Genomic DNA, 21,633 nt, shown 5'->3' with positions numbered 1-21,633 from the left:
GTCCCGCGATCCGGACTCGGGTTGCGGGGCGCCGATCTTTTCGCGTACGTTCCTGTCCAGGTCATGAGTGACAGTCATGAGGCCCCGGCCGACTGTCCGGCAACCCTCCGTCCGTGGCGGGGTGCCCCGGGTGAAGACCAGGCCGCAGGCAGCGAGGTCTGTGGCAAGCGCGGACCCCTCGCCATACCAGGGGTCCTGGTCGTCGAGGAGTTCTCCGTGAGTCAGCGAATGCGATAGGGCCGCAGAGCCCCGCCTCCGCATCCCTTCTTCCTTTCACCCCCGCTGGCAGCCCTCTGGGCTCGCGGGCGGATTCACCTGATCTCACGGGAGTTCACCCATGTCCGTCTCCACCGTTGCCGCAGACCAGTCCGTTTGTGCCCCGCTGCCCGTTCTGGGGCGGGATGTCACCGTGCCGCTCGTCATCGGCGGCGAGGTCACCTACGCCGCGCTCGACTACGCCGCCAGCGCCCCGGCCCTCCAGCGGGTCTGGGACGACGTCGCCGCCTACGCGCCGTACTACGGCAGCGTCCACCGCGGCGCCGGGTACCTCTCCCAGCTGTCGACGGACCTGTTCGAGAACGCCCGCCGGACCGTCGCCGAGTTCCTCGACTGCCGCGCGGACGACCAGGTGGTGTTCACCCGCTCCACCACCGACTCCCTCAACCTCCTCGCCGCCGCCCTGCCGGACGACTGCCAGGTCTTCGTGTTCGAGACCGAGCACCACGCCTCCCTGCTGCCCTGGCGCGACGCCCGTGTCACGTACCTCGACGCCCCGAGGAGTCACCGCGAGGCCGTCGAGACCCTGGAGCGCGCCCTCGCCGACCGGGAGCCCTACGGCCCGGCCCTGGTCTGCGTCACCGGCGCCTCGAACGTCACCGGCGAGCTGTGGCCCGTACGGGAGCTCGCGACGGCCGCCCACGCCCACGGCGCCCGGATCGTGCTGGACGCCGCCCAGCTGGCCCCGCACCACCCGGTCTCCGTCCGGGACCTCGACGTCGACTGGGTCGCCTTCTCCGGGCACAAGCTGTACGCGCCCTTCGGCTCCGGCGTCCTGGCCGGACGGTCCGACTGGCTGCGCGAGGCCGAGCCGTACCTCGCGGGCGGCGGCGCCTCCCGGAAGGTCTCGCGCCGCACGGACGGGGGAGTGGACGTGGAGTGGCACGACAGCGCCGCCCGCCACGAGGCCGGTTCCCCGAACGTCATCGGCGCCTACTCCATCGCCTCCGCCTGCAAGGCCCTCACCGAGGCGGGCTTCGACACCCTGGTCGCCCGCGAGCAGTACCTGGTCGAGAAGGTGCGCGCGGGACTCGCCGAGGTGCCTCAGGTGCGGGTCCTCTCCCTCTTCGGGGACGACGCCCCGCGCGTCGGCGTGATCTCCTTCGTCGTCGACGGCTGGAACAGCTCCCACTTCGCCGCCGCGCTCTCCGCCGAGTACGGCATCGGAGTCCGGGACGGGCTGTTCTGCGCCCACCCGCTGGTGCGCACGCTGCTCGGCAGCGACCCGCAGACGCAGGGCGAGTGCGGGGCGCCCGAGGCCGCGCCGGGGGAGAAGTCCCTCAACGCCATCCGGGTGAGCTTCGGCGCCGGTACGCCGGACGAGCATGTCGAGCGGTTCGTGCGGGCCGTGCGGGAGCTGGTGACGGACGGGGCCAAGTGGAACTACCGCACGGAGGACGGCCGTTGCGTGCCGGACACCTCCGCGTGAACAGCCCGGTCGGCAGCGAGCGGTAGCCGGGCGCCCAGGACGATCATCCGCAGGGCCCGTTCGGTGGCGTCGGTGAGCAGTTCGCTCGCCCGGAGCAGCGCCTCGGCCAGCTCCATGGGGGCCGGCAGGATGCCGTGGCAGGCGTCCACGCCGGGCACCTCGTGCGCGCCCTCGCCGAGTGTGCCCGCCAGGGCCAGGACCGGACGGCCGTGGAGCTTGGCCCGGCGGGCCACCTCGGCCGGGACCTTGCCCCGGGGCGTCTGGTGGTCCAGGGCGCCCTCGGCGGTGACGACCAGGTCGGCGCGGGCCAGGCGGGCGTCCAGGTCGAGGTGGTCCAGCAGCACGTCGAAGCGGGGCAGGAGGCGGGCGCCGAGGGCTGCGAGGCCGGCTCCCAGGCCGCCGGAGGCTCCGGTTCCGGGGCCGTACCGGAGGTTGGTGTCCGGGACGGCGACGTCCCGGGTGAGGACGAAGGCCCAGTTCTCCAGAGCGGCCGACAACTCCTCCACCTGCGCGGGCGTCGCGCCCTTCTGCGGTCCGAAGACCCGGGCCACACCGCGTTCGCCGCACAGCACGTTGTAGGGGTTGCAGGCGACGAGCAGTTCCACGTCCGCCAGGCGGGGGTCCAGGCCCCTCGCGTCGATGCGGTGCAGGCGAATCAACTCCCGGCCGCCGGGCGGGAGTTCCTGGCCGTTCTCGTCCAGGAGGCGGGCGCCCAGCGCCTGGAGCGCGCCCGCGCCCCCGTCCGAGGTGCCAGAGTCGCCGCAGCCGACGAGGATCCGCCGTACGCCGGAGTCGAGCGCGGAACGGAGCAGTTCGCCGACACCGTACGTGGTGGTGGCGCCCGGGTCGCGCAGGTCGCGCGGGACGAGGGAGAGGCCGGCGACCGCCGCCATCTCCACCACGGCGGTGTCCCCGTCGCCCAGGAGGGCGAAGTGGGCGGCGATGGTCTCCCCGACCGGTCCGGTCGCGGGCACGGTGACGATCCTGCCGCCGGTGGCGGCGGCCAGGGCCAGGGCCGTGCCCTCGCCGCCGTCCACCAGCGGGACGAGGTCCAGCTCGGCGTCGGGCAGGACACGGCGCACACCGGCCGCGATGGCGTCGGCGGCGGCCTCGGCCGACAGGGACTCCTTGAAGCCGCTGGGGGCTACGACGACACGGGTCAGCATGGAGGGCTCCTTAACGGGTGACGGAGACGCCGAGCAGCGGCCACACCGCGACGGCGAAGAGCAGGACGAGGGCGGCGGTCGTCGGCGCCAGGAAGGCGGACAGCCGCAGCAGGTCGCGCGGGGTGTAGGTGGGGGTGCCGGGGAGCTGCGCGAAGAGCGTGACCGGCTTCGCCGAGGCGGGCAGGGTGTGGCAGAAGCCCGCGGCGGCGGTGGAGGCGAGCGCGGCGGCGACCGGGTTGACCCCGACGCCGACGGCGGCGGCCACGACCAGCGGCACCAGGACCGAGGAACGGGCCGAGCGGGACTGCAGGACCAGATGGGCCGCCGTGCTGACGGCGATCACGATCGCCAGGAACACCACCGGGGACTCGTTCGCCGGCAGCCCGGAGACCAGCCACCGCGCCGCTCCGGAGTCGGCGAGCGCGACGCCCATCGCCATCGTCGCCGCCATGAACAGCAGCAGCGACCAGGGGACGGTCTTCAGCGCGTCCTTCAGGCGCACGGTGCCGAGGGCGGGCGAGGAGGCGATGACGGCGCCGATCAGCGCGACCAGCGCCGGCGGGACCCGGTGCAGCGGCTCACTGCACCACAGGAGCACCACCGTGGCGAGGAGCAGGGCGCAGCGCTTCTCGGCCTGGCTCCAGGGGCCGGTCACCGGCTGCTCGCTGTGCTCCTGGATCTGCTCGGGGGTGATGCGGACGGGCCCTTGGCGGTCCGCCCGCCGGGTCGTCGTCAGCAGGACCAGCTCGGCGGCCAGATGCGAGGAGACCACGGCCAGCGGCAGCCCCAGCAGCAGCCACTCGGTGAAGCCGATGTGCTGCCCGGTCGTCTCCCACAGCACCGACACGGTGATCAGATGCGCGCCCGCGCCGATCAGGGTCGCCACCGCCGACAGCAGGATCACGGTCGGGAACAGCAACGCCAGCATCACGACCAGTCGTTTCCGGTCGGCGAGGACCTTCGCCAGGGCGAGGAACACCGGCAGCGCGAGCGCGGCCCGGCCCGAGGTGGCGGGCACCGCGAACGCCGTGACGACCAGGGCCGCGGTGGTCAGATGCACCAGCTGCCGCACGCTGCGTGCCCCGCTGACCAGGAACACCGCCGCCCGGCCCGCGAGCCCGGTCCGGCTGACCGCGGCCGCCAGCACGAACGCGCAGATCAACAGCCAGACGGTGGCGTCACCGAGCGTCCCGAACAGGGTGTCGCTGCTGATCACCCCGGTCACGGTGAGCGCGAGCCCGGCGCCCAGGGCGATGTAGGTGTCGTCGATCGACGTCCCGATCCACGCGCAGGTCGCGAGCGCGAACACGGCGAGAGTGAACCGGGCGTCGCCGCCGAGCCCCGGGAAGTTCACGGGGACGGCGAGCAGCGCGCACAACGACAGCGCGACGCACAGGGCGGTGAGAGCGCGTGGGTTCCATGTCACGTCATCGAGGGTTCATCCCGGGGGTGAGCCGTCGATGAGCCGGACATGAAAGGAACTTCACCCGGTGGGAAGCCGGTACCCCATCCCCCGCACCGTCTCCACCCGCTCCGCCCCCAGCTTCTTCCGCAGCGTCCGCACGTACACGTCCACGATGTTGGACCCCGGGTCGAAGTCGTACCCCCACACATGGGACAGGATCTGCTCCCGGGACAGCACCTGCCCGGGGTGCCGCAGGAACAGTTCCAGCAGCACGAACTCACGTGCCGTCAGATCGACCGTGCGCTCCCCGGACCGGGCCCGCCGCGTGCGGAGATCGAGGCTCAGGGAGCCCGACCTGAGCACCGTCACCTCCGGCGCCCGCGCCGCCGTGCGCAGCCGCAACCGCACCCGCGCGAGCAGCTCCTCGAACCGGAACGGCTTGGTCATCCAGTCGTCGGCGCCGCCCTCAAGACCGGCCACGGTGTCCCGCACGGAGTCCCGCGCGGTCAGCACGATCACCGGCACCGTCACCCGCGCCTCGCGCAACTCGCGCAGGACGGTGAAGCCGTCCCGGCCGGGCAGCCCGATGTCCAGGACGACGAGGTCGAAGCCGCCGGTCAGGGCGTACTCGTACCCCGCGTCCCCGTCGGTGACGACGGTCGTGGTGAAGCCGTTGGAGCGCAGGCCCTTCTCCACGAAGGCGGCGATGCGCTCCTCGTCCTCGACGATGAGGATGCGGTTCACGTCAGGTCCCCTTCCGGTCCCCGGTGCGTGTGCAGGACGAGGGCGAAGGTGGCGCCGCCCCCGGGCGTGTCATGGAGCCGTACCCGGCCCCGGTGGCCCTCCGCGATCGCCTTGACGATGGACAGCCCGAGTCCGGCGCCGGAGCCGCGGGCGCCGCGGCGGGCCGTGCCGCGCCGGAAGCGCTCGAAGATCACCTCGCGGTCCTGGGGCTGCACGCCCGGCCCGGAGTCGGCGACGTACAGCTCCAGGTCGGGGCCGTCGGTGCGGGAGCCGATGCGGATGGTCTGGCCGGTCACGGTGTGCTGCACCGCGTTCTGCGCGAGCTGCACCATGGCCTGGGTGATCCGCTGCGGATCCAGCTCGGCCTCCAGGTCGGCGACCCCGTCGAGCCGCCAGTCGCGCTCGCCCAGGGTGCGGGCCTTGACGTAGACGTCGGCGGTGAGTTCGGCGACCTGGACCGGCTCGGGCGTGACGAAGTCGGGGCGCACGGCCTTGGCGAGCAGCAGCAGGTCCTCGACGATGCGGCTCATCCGGTCCAGCTCGTCGGTGACCAGCCGGACGGTCTCCTCGCGTTCGGCCGGGTCGTCGCCCATCAGTTCCAGGTGGCCGCGCACGATGGTGATGGGCGTGCGCAGCTCGTGGCCGGCGTCGTCGACGAACTCGCGCTGCGCGGCGAAGGCCCGCTCCAGCCGGTCGAGCATGCCGTTGAACGTCTCGGCGAGGGCCGCTATGTCGTCGTGGCCGTGCACCGGGATCCGGCGCGTGAGGTCCTGCTCGGTGAGCTGCGCCGCCGCCGTGCGCACCACCCGCACCGGCTTGAGGATCCGCCCGGCGACCGCCCAGGCGATGCCGGTGGTCAGCAGCAGGGCGACCGCGGAGATGACGAGGAGCGTGCGGAAGACGGTGTTCACGCGCGCCTGCTCCCGCTCCGGGTGGAAGGCGACGACGAACGCGGAGTCGGGCTCCTGCCCCGGCCGCCCCACCGTGACCTTGGCCCAGCGGATCTCGCCCTGCGGCCGCCGCAGCACTCCGGAGGGCTCGGGTGAGTCGAAGATGCGGCGCCTGGCCTCGGGATCCTTGTGCAGGGGCAGGGCGACGGGCAGGTCGTGCGGCTGGCGGATCTGCCGCGGGGCGCCGCCCGACCCGCCGACCAGGCCGATCAGCTCCTCGTCCGCGTCGGGGTACTGCCGTTCGAGGAAGACCGTCAGCAGCCGGTCCGCGTCGGTGAACGGACGGCCGGTCTGCGGATCGCCGCCGCGCTCCTCGAAGTTGGCGAACTCGCCGGTCTCCTGGGTGAGCAGCCGGTCGATCCGGTTGTCGACGTCCCGCAGCAGGAACGAGCGGGTCGTCATGGCCACCGAGGCGAGCGCCACCGCCATCACCAGCAGCAGCCACAGCAGGATGCGGACCCGGGCGGAGATCCGCCGCGGGCCGGAGTCAGTTGTCGGATCCGGGTCCGTCGTCGTCGCCCGGTCCGTCGTCCGAGTTGCCCTGGCCGCGGTCGTCGTCATCGTCACTCGCTGAGCTGTCGGTCACCGGGGGCCGCGACACCACCTCGTCGCCCGGGCCGGACCCGGACGGCGAGGTGCTCGCGGAGGGCCGGAGCGTGGAGGTGGGCGTGGGCGTGGGCGTGCCGCGGTCCAGTTCCACCTGCTGGGACGGGACCCGGGGTGCCTCGGGGCGGTCCGCGAGGGCGTAGCTGGTCGCGGCGATGCCCAGCGGGATCAGCACGACGGCGGACAGGGCCGCCATCCGACGGGAGAAAGCCATGGGCCCGATCCTGTGGACGCGAGGCGGGGAACAGGATGAAGCCCGGATGAAGAACTCTTCATCCTCTCCGCCCGGGACCGGGTGTCAGTTGTCCAGCCCGATGGAGAACGCCGCCTCCAGGTCGTGCTGCGAGTAGGTGCGGAACGCCACGTGCGTGTCCGTGCCCTCGACGCCGGGGATCTTGCTGATCCGGCCCGGGATGACCTCCGCCAGGTCCTCGTGCTGCTTCACCCGGACCATCGCGATCAGGTCGTAGGTGCCGGTCACGGAGAAGACCTCGCTGACGTTGTCCAGCGCCGCGATCGACTCCGCGATCTCGGGAATCCGGTCCACGCTGGTCTTGATGAGGACGATCGCGGTGATCACGGCTGGTTCTCTCCCTCGGGGGCCGGAGCAGGGGCGGCCTTCACTCTAGTAGGGCTGGTCGGGCGGCCGTAGCGGACCGATGCGTAGCCGAAGCCGAGCCCGAAGCCGATCAGGTGGGCGAGGTAGGCCACCCCCGGCCCGTCCGAGGCCCGCCCCGCCGCCAGCCACTGCAGCGCCGCCCAGAACGGCAGGACGATCCACGCCGGGAAGCGCACCGGCAGGAAGAACAGGAACGGCAGGAGACTGGTCACCCGGGCCCGGGGGAACAGGTAGAGAAACGCGCCGAGGACCGCCGAGATCGCCCCCGAGGCGCCGACCAGGGACTGCTCGGAGTCCGCGTTGACGACGGCGTAGCCCAGCAGGGCCAGGCAGCCGCAGCCGACGTAGAACAGGGTGAACTGCACCCGGCCCATCCGTTCCTCGGTCATCGCCCCGAAGACGTAGAGGAAGAGCATGTTGCCGAGCAGGTGCACCCAGCTGCCGTGGACGAAGAGGGCCGTCGCGGGGGTCAGGGCCGATCCGGCCGACCCCTCGAACAGTTCTGCGGGGATCACGCCCCAGCGCCGGAAGTAGGCCCGCTGCTCGGCGAGCAGGCCGTCGCCCGTGCCGTACGCGGGATTCAGGCCCGAGGCGGGCCCTGCCAGGAAGAGCAGGCAGCACAGGGCGATCAGTGAGTACGTCACCGGCGCCGACGCCCCGCGGACCGATCGGGCCGCCCGGACGATCGACGCACTCCACTTGCTGATCATGAACACAGAGCATGACGTAACCGGACGCAACCGCACAGACCGCCTCGCCGCCGTGGACGCGTGGGCCACGGGGACCCGCCAGGCCGTAGGGTTACGAGCCACACGCACCGGGGAAGCCGGTGGCGTCACGGACACTAGAAGGAAAGAGAACAGGTCACGATGACGGTTCCCCTGCCGACCGCCGAGACGCGGTGGCGCTGCACCCTCTGCGGCAACCTCACGCGGTTCGACGTGACCCGCTCGTCGAAGGTCGTGGAGTACGTCCACCTGGACCTGGCCGGAGAGCCGAAGGTCGAGGAGCGCGAGGTGCTCAGTGAGACCATCGAGTCGGTGCGCTGCCGCTGGTGCAACGCGGTGGACCAGGTGGAACTCGTGGACAGGCCGGGCGCCGGCTCCTGACGGGAGCCGGCCCCGCACAGGCATTGGGGTGTGACGGATGGTGGAGACCACAGGCGGGGGGCCGGGCGACGGCGCCGCCGAGGTGCTCGACCGTCCGCTGCCCGACGGCGTGCGCCGCAGGGTCGTGCAGATCGTCTCCGACGGCTTCGGCTCCCTGACGGTCGGCGAGCTGCCCGCCCAGCTCAGGCAGTACGCCCGCTTCGCCCCGAACCGGCGGGCCAAATTCGCCGGCAACGCCATGGCCGCGGCGCTGGAGACCGACCCGCTGTTCCGGCAGCGCATCGGGGAGAAGCTCAGAGAGGCCCAGCCGGAACTGACCGGCGCCCTCGACTCAGGCTCCCCGCCCCCGGCCGCGGACCCGCTCGACGTGGCGGCCGCGGCCTACGTACTGCGGCCGCCCGGCTGGGTGAAGCTGGTGACCGCCGCCGGCGAGGAGGCCCAGCGGGCCGACGCCGAACGCGCCGACGAGGAGAGCCGGGCCGAGCTGGAGCGGCTGCGCGCCGAGCTCGAGCGGGCCCGCGACCACACCCGGGCCGAGACCGAGCGGCTGCGCACGGAGCTGGAATCGGCCAAGAAGGAAACCGAGTCGCTGCACCGCAAGCTCCGCGCCGCCCTCAGCGACGTCAAGCGCGGCGAGGCCGCCCTGCGCAAGGCGCACGGCGAGATCGAGGCCGTCCGCGCCGAGGGACAGGCCCAGGTGTCCGCCGCCGAGAGCGAGAGCCGGCGGCTCAAGGCCCGGCTGGGTGAGACCGAGGCCGCCCTGGAGGCCACGCGCCGGGCCGCCCGCGAAGGCCGCAGCGTCGAGGACATGCGCGTACGGCTGCTGCTGGACACCCTGCTGGACGCGACCCAGGGGCTGCGCCGCGAACTGGCCCTGCCGCCGGTGTCGGTACGGCCCGCCGAGACCGTCGACGCCGTCGAGCCGGGCCGGATGAGCCCGAAGGACATCGCCGCCCGCGCCCTGTCGGAGAACGACCCGCAGGTCCTCGACCAGCTGCTCGCGCTGCCGCAGGCCCACCTCGTCGTCGACGGCTACAACGTCACCAAGACCGGCTATCCGCAGATGCCGCTGGAGAAGCAGCGCCTCAGGCTGCTCGGGCAGCTCTCCCAACTGGCGGCGCAGAGCGGCGCCGAGGTGACCTGCGTCTTCGACGGGGCCGAACTGGCCGCCCCGGTGCTGCTCGCGCCCCCGCGCGGCGTCCGCGTGCTGTTCTCCAAGCCGGGCGTCACCGCCGACGAGCTCATCCGCCAGCTGGTCCGCGCCGAACCCCCGGGCCGCCCGGTCATCGTGGCCTCCACCGACCGCGAGGTCGCCGACGGAGTGGCCCGCGCGGGCGCCCGCCCCGTGGCCTCGGCGATGCTCCTCAAGCGCCTTTCGCGGTCCTAGGGGGCGTACGTCCCATGCGTAACGTCCGGGCCTGATGCCCGAATTGGTGTGACCTGTGAGCCACGTTAAGTCAAGTGGGTCTCACCGCCTGTGAATCCAGATGAAAAGATGGCCTGCCGTGGCGCAATTTTTCAGCTGAGGATTTGAACTGATCACAGGAAGGTCACTAGGGTCAGGCCCCGAACCTCCGCTCGGGTGATCACTCATCGGGAGAGACGGCGGAGGGGCCAGAAGGAGCTTTTCACCCGTGGCGTCCCACCGTCGTCCCAAGCAGCCGAGCCGCGCACGTGTGACCGTGCTGACCACCGCCGCCGCCGCTGCCGTCGCCTTCAGCTCGCAGGCCGCCAACGCCGCCCCCAGCGAGAAGCCGAGCAAGGACGAGGTCAAGGCCAAGGTCGACAAGCTCTACGAGGAGGCCGAGCAGGCCACCGAGAAGTACAACGGGGCCAAGGAGAAGCAGGAGAAGCTCCAGAAGGAGATCTCCACCATCCAGGACAACGTCGCCCGCGGCCAGGAGGAGCTCAACGAGCTGCGCGACAGCCTGGGCCTCGCCGCCGCGTCGCAGTACCGCACCGGCTCCATCGACCCCTCGGTCCAGCTCTTCCTCTCCTCGGACCCGGACGACTACCTCGACAAGGCCTCCACGCTCGACCAGTTGAGCAGCCAGCAGGTCGAGGCCCTGAAGAAGGTCCAGGAGAAGCAGCGCGAACTCGCCCAGGAGCGCGCCGAGGCCTCCGAGAAGCTCAAGGACCTCGCCTCCACGCGCGCCGAACTCGGCAAGAAGAAGAAGGAGGTCCAGGGCAAGCTCGCCTCCGCGCAGAAGCTGCTCAACAGCCTCACCGCCGCCGAGAAGGCGGAACTCGCCGCCGAGCAGAACCGCGCCAGCCGGGCCAGCGAGCGCGACGCCCTGACCGCCGACGTCCCGCCCGGCTCGGGCCGGGCCGCCGCCGCCTTCGCCTTCGCCCAGAGCCAGCTCGGCAAGCCCTACGTCTACGGCGCCACCGGCATGAGCTCCTATGACTGCTCCGGCCTCACCTCCCGGGCCTACGCGGCGGCCGGCGTGCAGATCCCGCGCACCTCCGAGGCGCAGTCCCAGATCGGCACCAAGATCTACTCGGTCAGCCAGCTCAAGGTCGGCGACCTGGTCTTCTTCTTCAACGACCTGCACCACGTCGGCCTCTACGCCGGCAACGGGCAGATCATCCACGCCCCGCGCACCGGCACGGTCGTGCGCTACGAGTCGATGGACACCATCGGCGGCCCCTTCATGTTCGGCGTCCGGGTCTGACCCAGGCCCCCCGGCGTCTCCAAGATCAGGACGCCGTGTCCGCCGTTCGGGCGAATCGCGCCAGCCCCGAGTGAGCCCACGCCCCGCCGGTGACCTGCGTCAGTGGCGGGGCGTCGTGCCGCGTTCCCACGGATGGTCGTTGGCTGCCCCCTGCCGCGGGGCTACTGTCTGCCGCGTTCCAAGTCCGCCAGCGGAAGGAGAGCGGCTTCCCGTGGGGTCCCAACACCGCCTTGCACCGTCCGGGTTCGACCGGGGCGCCAGTGTCGCGGCCGGCTTCCTGTCCGTCGTCGCCGCCCTGGGCGCGGTCCCGGCCGGCGCCGCACCGTACGACGACACCCGGGCCAAGGTGGACCGGCTCTACGCGCAGGCCGAGAAGGCGACCGAGGCGTACAACGAGGCCGACGAGCGCGCCGACGAGCTGCGTGCCGAGGTCGGTACCGCCCGGGACCGGATCGCCCGCCAGCAGCAGCGCATCAACTCCATGCGGGACTCGCTCGGTTCGCTCGCCGGCGCACAGTACCGCTCGGGCGGCATCGACCCGTCCCTCGCCCTGCTGTTCTCCGAGGACCCGGACGACTACCTCGACAAGGCCTCCCGCCTCGACCGCGTCACCGCCCACCAGGCCGGCGAGCTGAAGGACCTCCAGGACGCCATGCGCGAGCTCGCCCAGGACCGCGAGGAAGCCGCCGGCAAGCTGCGCGAACTGGAGAGGAGCCGCAAGGCCGTGGCCGCCCACAAGAAGACCGTGGAGCAGAAGCTCGCCGCGGCCCGGCGGCTGCTCGACTCCCTGCCGGACGACGAGCGCGACGCCTACGACCGCGCCTCCCGCTCCGGCCGCACCGGCATGCCCGACCTCGGGAGCGCCACCGCCGCCTCCGGACGCGGGGCCGCCGCCGTCGCCGCCGCCCGCAGTGCGCTCGGCAAGCCCTATGTCTGGGGCGCCAACGGGCCCACCGGCTTCGACTGTTCGGGCCTGATGCAGTGGTCGTACGCGCAGGCCGGGGTCGCCCTGCCGCGCACCTCGCAGGCCCAGCGGTACGCCGGCCGGCAGATCCCGCTGTCCGAGGCACGCCCCGGTGACCTGGTCGTCTACCGGGGCGACGCCAGCCACGTCGGGATGTACATGGGCAACGGGCAGGTCATCCACGCGCCCTACCCCGGCGCGCCCGTGCGCTACGACCCGGTGGGGATGATGCCCGTCTCGTCGGTCACCAGGGTCTGACCGGCACGGCTCCCGCCCCCGTACGATCGGGAACGTGGCTGGTCGAAGGTCGGGGTCCGGGGTGGTGGCGCTCGTGTCGCTGCTCGTCGCCCTGGTGGGGTGCGGCGGGCCGTCCGCGACCGACAGCGCCACGGCCGACGTCCAGCGGCTCCTGGACCGGCGGGCCGCCGCGGTCCTCGACCACGACGAGCGGGCCTATGAACGGACCGGGCCCGGGGGCGATTTCGCCGCACTGCGGGCGGTGCCCCTGTCCGGCTGGTCGTACCGCGTGACCGGACTGCACCGCACCGGCGACACGGCCACCGCCGACGTCGACCTGCGCTACCGCCTCGCGGGACACGACCGGGCGCCGGTGACCGCCGGGCGCACCCTGCGGCTCAGCAGGGACGCGGAGGGGCGCTGGTCCGTCGACGCCGACCGGCCCGCGAAGAAGTCCGCCCAGCAACTCTGGGACCAGGGGACGGTGCAGGCCGTCCGGGGCGTCCACAGTCTCGTCCTCGGCGTCGGGCAGTCCGGCCGGTCGCTGCGCGACTTCGCCGGCCTGGCCGACCGGGCCGTGCCCGCCGTGTCGGACGCGTGGGGCGCCGACTGGAGCCGGCGCGTCGTCGTGCTCGTACCGAGGTCGCTGGACGGGATGGCGGGGCTGCTCGGCTCGCCCGCCTCCTCCTACCGCGGGATCGCGGCGGTCACCACCGGCGAGACGGGTGCGCCGGCCCGGGCGCCGGCGGACCGGATCATCGTCAACCCGGAAGCGTTCGCCCTCCTCGGCGGCCTCGGCGAGCAGGTCGTCCTCACCCACGAGACCACCCATGTGGCCACCCGGGCCGCCACCACCCCCGCGACGCCCCTGTGGCTGTCCGAGGGCTACGCCGACTGGGTCGGCTACCGCGCCGCCGGCCGCACCCCCGCCGAGGCCGCGCCCGAGCTGTCCCGGGCGGTGAGCGCCGGGCGGATCCCGGCCGGGCTCCCGGACGACGAGGACTTCGGCTTCACCGGGGACGCGAGCCGTCTGGCCCGGGCCTACGAGAGCGGCTGGACGGCCTGCCGGCTGATCGCCGACCGCTGGGGCGAGGCGCGGCTGCGCGCGTTCTACCGGGCCGTCGGGGAGCACCGGGAGCGGGCCGGGGCGGTGGAGGAGGCGATGCGCGAGGTGCTGGGGACCACGCCGGAGGCGTTCACGGCGGAGTGGCGGGAGTACCTGCGGGTCCAGCTGGGCTGACCGGGAGGGTGTTGTTCGGCTTCGCTGACCCGGAGGTTCCGGGGCCGGGTCGCCCGCGAGCTCAGCTCGGCTGTTCGAGTAGCTCGATGGCCTCCCGCAGCCAGGCCCGCTCCGCCTCGCCCGTCGCCCGGGCCACCCGCAGCATGCCCTGGCGGAACAGGTCGTCCGCCTCCTCGGCGCGGACCGGCTTGCCGGAGTCGTAGAAGAAGCTCGTCGGAGTCTCCAGGAAGTCCAGCCGGCGGCGCAGCACCGCGGCCTGCTCCTGCCGGTCGGGCAGGTGGCGCAGGAACGCGAGGACCGTGTTGAAGCGGACCTGGTCGGTGATCTCGGTCTGCTTCGGGTGGCGCAGCCGCTGAAGCAGCTCCGCGCGGCCCTCGTCGGTGAGGGCCAGGATCCGGCGCGGGGCCGCGCTCGCACCCGGCTCGGTGCGCTGGTCGAGCAGGCCCGCTCCGACCAGGCGCGTGATCGCCGGGTAGAGCGCGCCGTCGCTCACCGGCCGGACATGGCCGGTCAGCGCCTTGATGCGCTCCTTCAGCTCGTAACCGTGCAGGGGTTCCTCGGCCAGGAAGCCCAGGATCGACAGCTCCAGCATGGTCCTCCTTGCGGGTGCGTACGCCGCATGCTACCTCTTAACGAGCTACCTCGAACCGAGGTAGCTCGTATCGAGGGTCACCGCTCGTCTCGAGGGGTCACCGTGACTCGGGGGGACAGCCACCGTGAACGCCCACCGCGAGCAGCTCGTCCTGCTCGCCCGCCCCGTCTACTTCTCGCTCCTGGCCTCCGTCGCCGCGGGGGTCGTCAACACCGTCTGGGTCGCCCGGCTGGGCAGCCCGGCCGTGGCCGCCGTGGCCGTGGCGACCACCACGGAGAACGTGCTGCTCGGCATCGCCCTGGTCTTCGGCTCCGGCACGACCGTGCTGGTCGCGCACGCCCGGGGCGCCCGCGATCCCGCCGCCGTCCGGGCCGCCGTGCGCGGCGGATGGGCGCTGTGGGCGCTGGTGACACCGGTGGTGGTGGTCTGCGGCCTGCTGGGGCGCGAGCCGCTGGCCCGGCTGGTGCTGGGCGGGGCCGACAGCGCCGCCCTCCCGCTCGCCGTCGCCTACTTCACGCTCGCCATGCCCGGCACGGCCGTCTTCTTCGCGCAGCAGCTCGTCGACGGCATCCTCAAGGGGGCCGGCGACACCCGCACCCCGATGCGCCTCGCCCTGCTGTCCAACGGCCTGATCCTGATCTTCGACCCGCTCCTCATCCACCTCCACGGCGTCCAGGGCGCCGCCGCCTCGACGGTGCTGTCCCGCTGCGTGGCGCTCGCCGCCGGACTGGTCGCGGTCCGGCGCGACGCACTGCTGCGCGAGGCCCGCGGCACGGCACCGGGGGAGTCCCTGGCCGTCTCCCTGCGCCGGACGCTGACGACCGGCCTGCCGATGTCGGCCGACTTCACCGTGCGGCAGACGGGCGCGCTGGTCCTGGTCGCGGTCGTGGCACGGCTCGGAGTGACGGCCGTGGCCGCGTACGCCATCGCCTACAAGTCCCTGTACGTGGCGACCATGGCCTTCTACGCGGTCCGCCAGGCCGCCTCCATCCACACCGCGCACACGCGGGGCGCCGGCCGGGACGCCCGGCGGGCGATCGGGCGGCAGGCCGTGCTCCTCTCCGGCGCCCTCGGACTCGCCGCGGCCGTGCTCCTGGCCCTCACCGCGCCCTGGATCATGGCCGCCTTCGGCGCCGGGCCCGCGGTCGCGGCCGAGGGCGTGCTGTTCCTGCGCTGCGTCGGGCCGTACCTGGTGCTGCTGGGCTGTCTCATCGCGCTCGGCGGGGTCTTCGAGGGCAGCGGGCGAGCCTCGGCGCTGCTGCGGGTGACCGTCCTCGGCACGGCCGTCCAGCTGGGACTCGCCCATGCCCTGACGGGGCTCGGGCTGCCCGGGGTGTGTCTGGCGATGGCGCTCGCGGCGGCCGTGCAGTGCGCGTCGGCGGGGCTGCTGTTCCGGCGGGCCCCGGCTCAGGAGGAGACGGGCGTCTCGCCGGCGCGGACGGGCTGAGCGGGCACAGCGGGCAGGGTGCGCGGCACCGTCGCACGCCACAGGGCGCGGGCGGCCAGGAGCGTGGCGGCCACGAGGAGGCCGTTGCGCAGGAACAATAGGGTGATCCCGAGGCCGTCGCTGGCCACCACGTTGGCGAAGTACAGCGGGAACTCCAGCACCGTCACGAAGCACGCCACCAGGACGAGGACGACCGGCAGCCGCATCCGGCTCCCCGGGAAGTACAGGCACACCGCCGCCAGCCCGACCAGCCACACCATGTACTGCGGGCTGATCACCCGGCTGGTGGTGGTGAACATCAGCACCGCCACGAACGCCGCGTCGGCCAGGGTGTGCTCCTCGAAGCGCCGGGCCAGCAGCCGCCACAGCACCAGCCAGCCGAAGGCCGCCCCCGTCAGGAACAGCGCGCCCGTGCTCACCTCGTTCACGTACGGCCCGAGGAACTCGATCGAGCCGTAGTTCAGCTTCACCTCGCCCTGCCAGCCGAAGTGCCGGGCGACGTGGAAGACCAGCGCGCCCAGCGACTCCACCTCGGTGCCCCGGTCGCGCTGGAACGTCAGGAAGGCGAACGCACCCGGCATCGACAGGGCGAACACGCCCGTCACCGCGACACCGGTCACCAGGGCCGACACCCAGGCGGCGCGCCGGCGGCAGGCCAGCAGCAGCATCGCCGGCCACACCTTCAGCAGGGCGCCGAAGGCGGCCAGGGCACCCATCGCCTTCGGGTGCCGGGCGCCCGCGAGCAGCGCCGCCACCGCCACCGCCGTGACCATCACGTCGTAGCGGGCGTACACCGTCGGCCCGAGGAGCGGTACGCCGATCACCCACACCCAGGCGCCGCGCAGCGACCGGCCCGGGCGGCGTCCCGCGTACGTCAGCAGGGCCAGTACGGCCAGGTCGGTGACGCAGACCAGCACGAAGAACGCGGTCGCGTACTCCAGGAAGGGCAGCAGGCCGGGGGAGAGGATCGCCAGGGCGGCGGCGGGCGGGTACTGCCAGGTGACGTCCTCCAGAGGGAACGTTCCGGTGCGCAGGACGCCGTACCAGCCCTGGTAGATCACGTGCACGTCGCTGGTGACGTCCGGGCCCGGGAAGACGTACGCCTTCAGCACGAACAGCAGCAGCACGAGTCTCGTGAGACACCAGACCACCGGGAGCCATGCCAGGGACCGCCTCGCGCCCGTCGTCTTCACGTGATCCCTGCCTGTTCGCGTGCCGTGTTGATGGGGCCATGATGGGCCCGCAGGCTGTGAGCGTGCCACACGTGCCGCCGCGCGGGGCCGCGAGGGGCGGTTCGGTAGGGTCGGCGGCGTGCGCAAGACCCTGATCGTGACCAACGACTTCCCGCCCCGGCCCGGGGGCATCCAGGCGTTCCTGCACAACATGGCGCTGCGGCTGGACCCGCGGGAGCTGGTCGTCTACGCGTCGACCTGGAAGCGGAGCCGGGAGGGCGTCGAGGCGACCCGCGCCTTCGACGCCGAGCAGCCCTTCACCGTCGTACGGGACCGCACGACCATGCTGCTGCCCACCCCGGGCGCCACCCGGCGGGCCGTGGGGCTGCTGCGGGAGCACGGCTGCACGGCGGTGTGGTTCGGGGCGGCGGCCCCCCTCGGCCTGATGGCACCGGCCCTGCGCGCCGCGGGCGCCGAGCGGCTCGTGGCCACCACGCACGGCCACGAGGCCGGCTGGGCGCAGCTGCCCGCCGCCCGGCAGCTGCTGCGCCGCATCGGGGACGCCACCGACACGATCACCTACCTCGGCGAGTACACGCGCTCCCGGATCGCCACCGCCCTGACGCCCGAGGCGGCCGCGCGCATGGTCCAGCTGCCGCCGGGCGTCGACGAGAAGACCTTCCACCCCGGCTCGGGCGGCGACGAGATCCGGGCCCGCCTCGGCCTGACGGACCGCCCGGTCGTGGTCTGCGTCTCCCGGCTCGTCCGCCGCAAGGGGCAGGACACACTGATCCGGGCCATGCCCCGGATCCTCGCGGCCGAGCCGGACACCGTGCTGCTGATCGTCGGGGGCGGCCCGTACGAGAAGGACCTGCGGCGGCTGGCCCACGAGACGGGGGTGGCCGCCTCGGTCCGCTTCACCGGTTCCGTCCCCTGGTCCGAGCTCCCCGCCCACTACGGCGCCGGCGACGTCTTCGCGATGCCCTGCCGCACCCGCCGCGGCGGCCTCGACGTGGAGGGCCTCGGCATCGTCTACCTGGAGGCCTCCGCGACGGGCCTGCCGGTGGTGGCCGGCGACTCGGGCGGCGCCCCCGACGCGGTCCTGGACGGCGAGACGGGCTGGGTGGTGCGCGGCGGCTCCCCCGAAGAGGCCGCCGACCGCATCACCACCCTCCTCGCCGACGCCGAACTGCGCCGCAGGATGGGGGAGCGAGGCAGGGAGTGGGTCGAGGAGAAGTGGCGCTGGGACCTGCTGGCGGAGAACCTCAAAGACCTGCTTTAGGGCAATCGCCCCTCAGGGGCGCGGGGAACTGCGCGACCAACCACAACGAACCCGCACCCGCCGACGGCGAACACGTGCCACCCCACTAGGCGGAACCCAAAAATCCGCCGATGCTGCGCGCATGACAGTAAAACTGATGACGCGTCAGCTGACAAGACGTCAAATCCTCGGCATGGCAGCCCTGCAGACCGCAGCCACCCTCGGCTTCACCCGCATCGGCCTCGAAAGCGCCCGAGCCGCCCAGCCCGACGCCGTCGACACCGCCCCCGCCATCGTCGTCGGCTCCGGCTACGGCGGCGCCGTAGCCGCCCTCCGCCTCGCCCAGGCCGGCATCCGCACCCTCGTCCTGGAGATGGGCCGCCTCTGGAACACCCCCGGCCCCGACGGCAACGTCTTCTGCTCCACCCGCACCCCCGACCAGCGCTCCATGTGGTTCCGCACCCGCACCGAGGCCCCCCTCGGCACCTTCCTCTGGCTGGACGTCGTCAACCGGGACATCAGCCGCTACCCGGGTGTCCTGGACCGCGTCCACTTCGCCCAGATGTCGGTGTACGTCGGCCGCGGCGTCGGCGGCGGCTCCCTGGTCAACGGGAGCATGGCGGTCACCCCGCCCCGCGCGTACTTCGCCGCGCAGTTCCCCACCGTCGACGCCGACGAGATGTACGGCACGTACTTCCCGCGCGCCCGCGCCGCCCTCGGCGTGAACACCGTCGACCCCGCCTGGTTCGAGTCGACGGACTGGTACCGCTTCACCCGTGTCTCCCGCAAGCACGCCGAGAACGCCGGCCTGCGGACCACCTTCGTGCCGAGCGTCTACGACTTCGGCCACATGCAGCGCGAGGCGGCCGGCACCGCGCCCAAGTCCGCGCTCGCCGGGGAGGTCATCTACGGCAACAACCACGGCAAGCGCAGCCTCGACAAGACCTACCTCGCCGCCGCCCTCGGCACCGGCAAGGTCACCCTCCACACCCTGGAGAAGGTGCGCGCGATCAGCAGGGCGCCGGACGGCACCTATGTCCTGACGGCGGACCGGATCGACGCCACCGGCCGGGTCGTCGAGACCAAGGAGTACGGCTGCACGTACCTCTTCCTCGGCGGCGGCAGCCTCGGCACCACCGAACTGCTGCTGCGCGCCCGGGAGACGGGCACCCTGCCCGACCTCCCCGCGAGCATCGGCACCGGCTGGGGCACCAACGGCAACGTGATGCTCGGCCGGGCCAACCACCTCTGGGACACGGTCGGCGCGAACCAGTCGACCATGCCGGTCATGGGCATCGACGACTGGGCCAACCCCGCGAACCCCGTGTTCGCCGAGATCGCCCCGCTGCCGACGGGCCTGGAACACTGGGTGAGCCTCTACCTGGCGATCACCGGCAACCCGGAGCGGGCGTCGTTCTCCTACGACACCGGCTCGGGTGAGCTGCGCCTCGGCTGGACCGCCGCCCACAGCGCGGTCTCCGTCGCCATGGCCAAGAAGCTGTTCGACCGGATCAACGCGGCCAACACGACGATCTACCGGTACGACCTGTTCGGCTCCGGCAGCAAGGTCTTCGCCGACGACTTCACGTACCACCCGCTGGGCGGCTGCGTGCTGGGAAAGGCGACCGACGACCACGGCCGCGTGAAGGGATACTCCAGGCTGTACGTCACGGACGGCTCCCTTGTGCCCGGGTCGCTCGGGGTGAACCCCTTCGTGACCATCACGGCCCTCGCCGAACGCACGATGGCGCGGGTCCTCGCCGAGGACACCGCGCCTTAGCCGACCCCCTGGGGGGTCACTTCGCGTAGATCGCCTCGATCTCGTGCGCGTAGTCCTTCGCCACCACGTTCCGCTTCAGCTTCAGCGAGGGCGTCAGGTGGCCCGACTCCTCCGTGAACTGGGAGGACAGAATGCGGAACTTCCGCACCGATTCCGCCTTCGACACCGCGGCGTTGCCGTCGTCGACCGCCGCCTGGATCGCGGCCAGCAGGTCCGGGTCCTCGCACAGCGACGCCGCGGTGGAACCCGCCGGCTTGCCGTGGTCGGAGCACCAACGGCCCAGGAACTCCTCGTCGATGGTGACCAGCGCGCCCACGAACGGCCGCCCGTCGCCGACCACCATGCACTCCGCGACCAGGGCGTGCGCCCGGATGCGGTCCTCGATCACGGCCGGGGCGACGTTCTTGCCGCCCGCGGTGACGATGATCTCCTTCTTGCGGCCGGTGATCCTGAGGTAGCCGTCCTCGTCGAGGGTGCCGATGTCACCGGTGTGGAACCAGCCGTCGGCCAGCGCCTCGGCGGTCGCGCCGGGGTTGTTCCAGTACTCCTTGAACAGGTGCTCGCCGTGCAGCAGCACCTCGCCGTCGTCGGCGATCCGGACCACCGAGCCGGGCAGCGGCTGGCCGACCGTGCCGATCTTCTGGCGGTCCCAGGGGTTGAACGCGGTGGCCGCGCAGGACTCGGTCAGGCCGTAGCCCTCCAGGACCGTGAAGCCGATGCCGCGGAAGAAGTGCCCGAGCCGCTCGCCCAGCGGGGCACCGCCGGAGATGGCGTACTCGCCCCGGCCGCCGAGGACCGCGCGGAGCTTGCTGTAGACGAGCTTGTCGAACGTCTTGTGCTTGATCCGCAGGCCCAGGGACGGGCCCGAGGGGGTGTCCAGCGCCTTGCTGTAGGCGATCGCCGTGTCGGCGGCCTTGTCGAAGATCTTGCCCTTGCCGTCGGCCTGCGCCTTGGCGCGCGCCGAGTTGTACACCTTCTCGAAGACGCGCGGCACACCGAGGATCAGGGTCGGGCGGAACGCGGCCAGCTCGTCGGTGAGGTTCTTGATGTCCGGGACGCAGCCGAGCTTGATCGGCGCCATCATCGGCGCGATCTGCACCAGCCGGCCGAAGACGTGCGCGAGCGGCAGGAAGAGCAGCACCGAGCACTCGCCCGTGCGGAACAGCGGACGCAGCCGCTCCACGATGTTGCCGCACTCGGCGAAGAAGCTGCGGTGGGTCAGCACACAGCCCTTGGGGCGGCCGGTGGTGCCCGAGGTGTAGACGATGGTCGCCGGGTCGTCCGCCTTGGCGATCGAGCTGCGCTCCTCGACCGTCTCGTCCGTGACGTCCTGGCCGAGCCGGCCCAGCTCGTCGAGGCCGCCGCCCTCGATCTGCCACACGTGCTTGAGCGCCGGCAGCCGGTCGCGCACCGACTCGACGGCGGCCGTGTGGGCCTCCGTCTCCACCAGGCAGGCGGTCGCGCCCGAGTCGCCGAGGATCCACTGCACCTGCTCCGGCGAACTGGTCTCGTACACCGGCACGGTCACCGCGCCGGCGCTCCAGATCGCGAAGTCCAGCAGCGTCCACTCGTACCGGGTGCGGGACATCAGGCCCACCCGGTCGCCCGGCTGGACCCCGGCGGCGACCAGGCCCTTCGCGGCCGTGCGCACCTCGGCGAGGAAGGCGGTGGCCGTGACGTCCTGCCAGGTACCGCCGACCTTGCGGGCGATCACGGCGACGTCCGGGTGCTGCGCGGCGTTTCTGCGGACGATGTCGGTCAGGTTCCCGTCCGCGGGGACCTCGTACAAGGCCGGAAGGCTGAACTCGCGCAAGACTGCTGCTCCTCATAGGGCGCCGGCGCCACGACGGTGTGTGCTGCGACGGTGCGGTCCAAGGCTCGGGCAGGTGCTCGGGCATTCACTTGTTGAAATGCAGAGCACGACTGGACTGCCCGGACGTTACCCGCCGGTATGGCGTCTC

Annotated in this window: 19 protein-coding genes and 1 riboswitch; of the genes, 9 read left to right on the top strand and 10 right to left on the bottom strand. The window is 72.7% G+C overall.

Features of this window, described 5'->3' with window-relative positions; translation table 11 throughout:
* Positions 1-59 precede the first annotated feature (59 nt).
* A riboswitch (SAM riboswitch) is annotated at positions 60-176 on the top strand.
* A 161-nt stretch (positions 177-337) separates the two neighbouring features.
* Positions 338-1,705, top strand: a complete 1,368-nt coding sequence (locus ABZ948_RS02865) for an aminotransferase class V-fold PLP-dependent enzyme (RefSeq protein ID WP_359756634.1) — start codon at positions 338-340, stop codon at positions 1,703-1,705.
* Here ABZ948_RS02865 and ABZ948_RS02860 read toward each other — a convergent pair.
* From ABZ948_RS02860 to ABZ948_RS02830, 7 genes are all read right to left on the bottom strand, one after another.
* On the bottom strand, positions 1,660-2,871 hold the full coding sequence (locus ABZ948_RS02860; protein WP_359756632.1) for a glycerate kinase: 1,212 nt from the start codon (positions 2,869-2,871) through the stop codon (positions 1,660-1,662). The two genes, ABZ948_RS02865 and ABZ948_RS02860, sit on opposite strands and share 46 nt — an antisense overlap.
* Before the next feature lie 10 nt (positions 2,872-2,881).
* Positions 2,882-4,297, bottom strand: a complete 1,416-nt coding sequence (locus ABZ948_RS02855) for an SLC13 family permease (RefSeq protein ID WP_359756630.1) — start codon at positions 4,295-4,297, stop codon at positions 2,882-2,884.
* Positions 4,298-4,354: 57 nt separating this feature from the next.
* On the bottom strand, positions 4,355-5,020 hold the full coding sequence (locus ABZ948_RS02850) for a response regulator transcription factor (protein WP_359756628.1): 666 nt from the start codon (positions 5,018-5,020) through the stop codon (positions 4,355-4,357).
* Positions 5,017-6,531: a sensor histidine kinase gene (locus tag ABZ948_RS02845; RefSeq protein WP_435857449.1), complete on the bottom strand. Its 1,515-nt coding sequence runs from the start codon at positions 6,529-6,531 to the stop codon at positions 5,017-5,019. Before ABZ948_RS02845 ends, ABZ948_RS02850 begins: the two co-directional genes overlap by 4 nt.
* Entirely contained in the window at positions 6,458-6,790 is a 333-nt protein-coding gene (locus ABZ948_RS02840; RefSeq protein WP_359756626.1) for a small secreted hydrophilic protein, read from the bottom strand. Before ABZ948_RS02840 ends, ABZ948_RS02845 begins: the two co-directional genes overlap by 74 nt.
* 84 nt (positions 6,791-6,874) lie before the next feature.
* Complete coding sequence (locus ABZ948_RS02835) at positions 6,875-7,156, bottom strand: Lrp/AsnC family transcriptional regulator (protein WP_031115814.1); 282 nt, start codon at positions 7,154-7,156, stop codon at positions 6,875-6,877.
* Positions 7,153-7,905, bottom strand: coding sequence for a rhomboid family intramembrane serine protease (locus tag ABZ948_RS02830; RefSeq protein WP_359756624.1), 753 nt, complete (start codon positions 7,903-7,905; stop codon positions 7,153-7,155). The genes ABZ948_RS02835 and ABZ948_RS02830 overlap by 4 nt, the downstream gene beginning before the upstream one ends.
* A gap of 159 nt (positions 7,906-8,064) precedes the next feature.
* Between ABZ948_RS02830 and ABZ948_RS02825 the strand changes: the two genes are divergently transcribed.
* The 5 genes from ABZ948_RS02825 to ABZ948_RS02805 all read left to right on the top strand — a co-directional run bounded on the left by ABZ948_RS02825 (position 8,065) and on the right by ABZ948_RS02805 (position 13,420).
* Positions 8,065-8,304: a hypothetical protein gene (locus tag ABZ948_RS02825; protein ID WP_003989675.1), complete on the top strand. Its 240-nt coding sequence runs from the start codon at positions 8,065-8,067 to the stop codon at positions 8,302-8,304.
* Between the two features lie 37 nt (positions 8,305-8,341).
* Positions 8,342-9,691 carry an NYN domain-containing protein gene (locus tag ABZ948_RS02820; protein ID WP_359756622.1) on the top strand — a complete coding sequence of 450 codons (1,350 nt, stop codon included), beginning with the start codon at positions 8,342-8,344 and terminating at the stop codon, positions 9,689-9,691.
* 247 nt (positions 9,692-9,938) lie between these two features.
* Complete coding sequence (locus tag ABZ948_RS02815) at positions 9,939-10,979, top strand: C40 family peptidase (protein ID WP_037765809.1); 1,041 nt, start codon at positions 9,939-9,941, stop codon at positions 10,977-10,979.
* 211 nt (positions 10,980-11,190) lie between these two features.
* Positions 11,191-12,201: a C40 family peptidase gene (locus ABZ948_RS02810; RefSeq protein ID WP_359756621.1), complete on the top strand. Its 1,011-nt coding sequence runs from the start codon at positions 11,191-11,193 to the stop codon at positions 12,199-12,201.
* A gap of 34 nt (positions 12,202-12,235) precedes the next feature.
* Positions 12,236-13,420, top strand: a complete 1,185-nt coding sequence (locus ABZ948_RS02805) for a hypothetical protein (RefSeq protein WP_359756619.1) — start codon at positions 12,236-12,238, stop codon at positions 13,418-13,420.
* Between the two features lie 61 nt (positions 13,421-13,481).
* On the opposite strand, the gene ABZ948_RS02800 is transcribed toward ABZ948_RS02805, so the two are convergent.
* A complete protein-coding gene (locus tag ABZ948_RS02800; RefSeq protein WP_359756617.1) occupies positions 13,482-14,012 on the bottom strand; it encodes a PadR family transcriptional regulator in 531 nt (176 codons plus the stop codon).
* A gap of 124 nt (positions 14,013-14,136) precedes the next feature.
* On the opposite strand from ABZ948_RS02800, the gene ABZ948_RS02795 reads away from it, so the two are divergent.
* A complete protein-coding gene (locus ABZ948_RS02795; protein WP_359756615.1) occupies positions 14,137-15,459 on the top strand; it encodes an MATE family efflux transporter in 1,323 nt (440 codons plus the stop codon).
* On the opposite strand, the gene ABZ948_RS02790 is transcribed toward ABZ948_RS02795, so the two are convergent.
* Positions 15,420-16,652: a glycosyltransferase 87 family protein gene (locus tag ABZ948_RS02790; protein WP_359756613.1), complete on the bottom strand. Its 1,233-nt coding sequence runs from the start codon at positions 16,650-16,652 to the stop codon at positions 15,420-15,422. The genes ABZ948_RS02795 and ABZ948_RS02790 overlap by 40 nt on opposite strands.
* 118 nt (positions 16,653-16,770) lie before the next feature.
* Here ABZ948_RS02790 and ABZ948_RS02785 point away from each other — a divergent pair, with 118 nt between their 5' ends.
* Entirely contained in the window at positions 16,771-17,913 is a 1,143-nt protein-coding gene (locus ABZ948_RS02785; RefSeq protein ID WP_359756611.1) for a glycosyltransferase family 4 protein, read from the top strand.
* Between the two features lie 136 nt (positions 17,914-18,049).
* Positions 18,050-19,672, top strand: a complete 1,623-nt coding sequence (locus tag ABZ948_RS02780; RefSeq protein WP_494487285.1) for a GMC oxidoreductase — start codon at positions 18,050-18,052, stop codon at positions 19,670-19,672.
* Positions 19,673-19,688: 16 nt separating this feature from the next.
* On the opposite strand, the gene ABZ948_RS02775 is transcribed toward ABZ948_RS02780, so the two are convergent.
* Positions 19,689-21,485 (bottom strand): AMP-dependent synthetase/ligase, encoded by a 1,797-nt coding sequence (locus ABZ948_RS02775; protein WP_359756609.1) that lies wholly within the window; start codon positions 21,483-21,485, stop codon positions 19,689-19,691.
* Positions 21,486-21,633: the final 148 nt, after the last annotated feature.

This window comes from Streptomyces olindensis (assembly GCF_040645895.1).
Taxonomy (GTDB): domain Bacteria; phylum Actinomycetota; class Actinomycetes; order Streptomycetales; family Streptomycetaceae; genus Streptomyces; species Streptomyces olindensis.
This window is presented reverse-complemented; position numbering and strand designations above follow the sequence as displayed.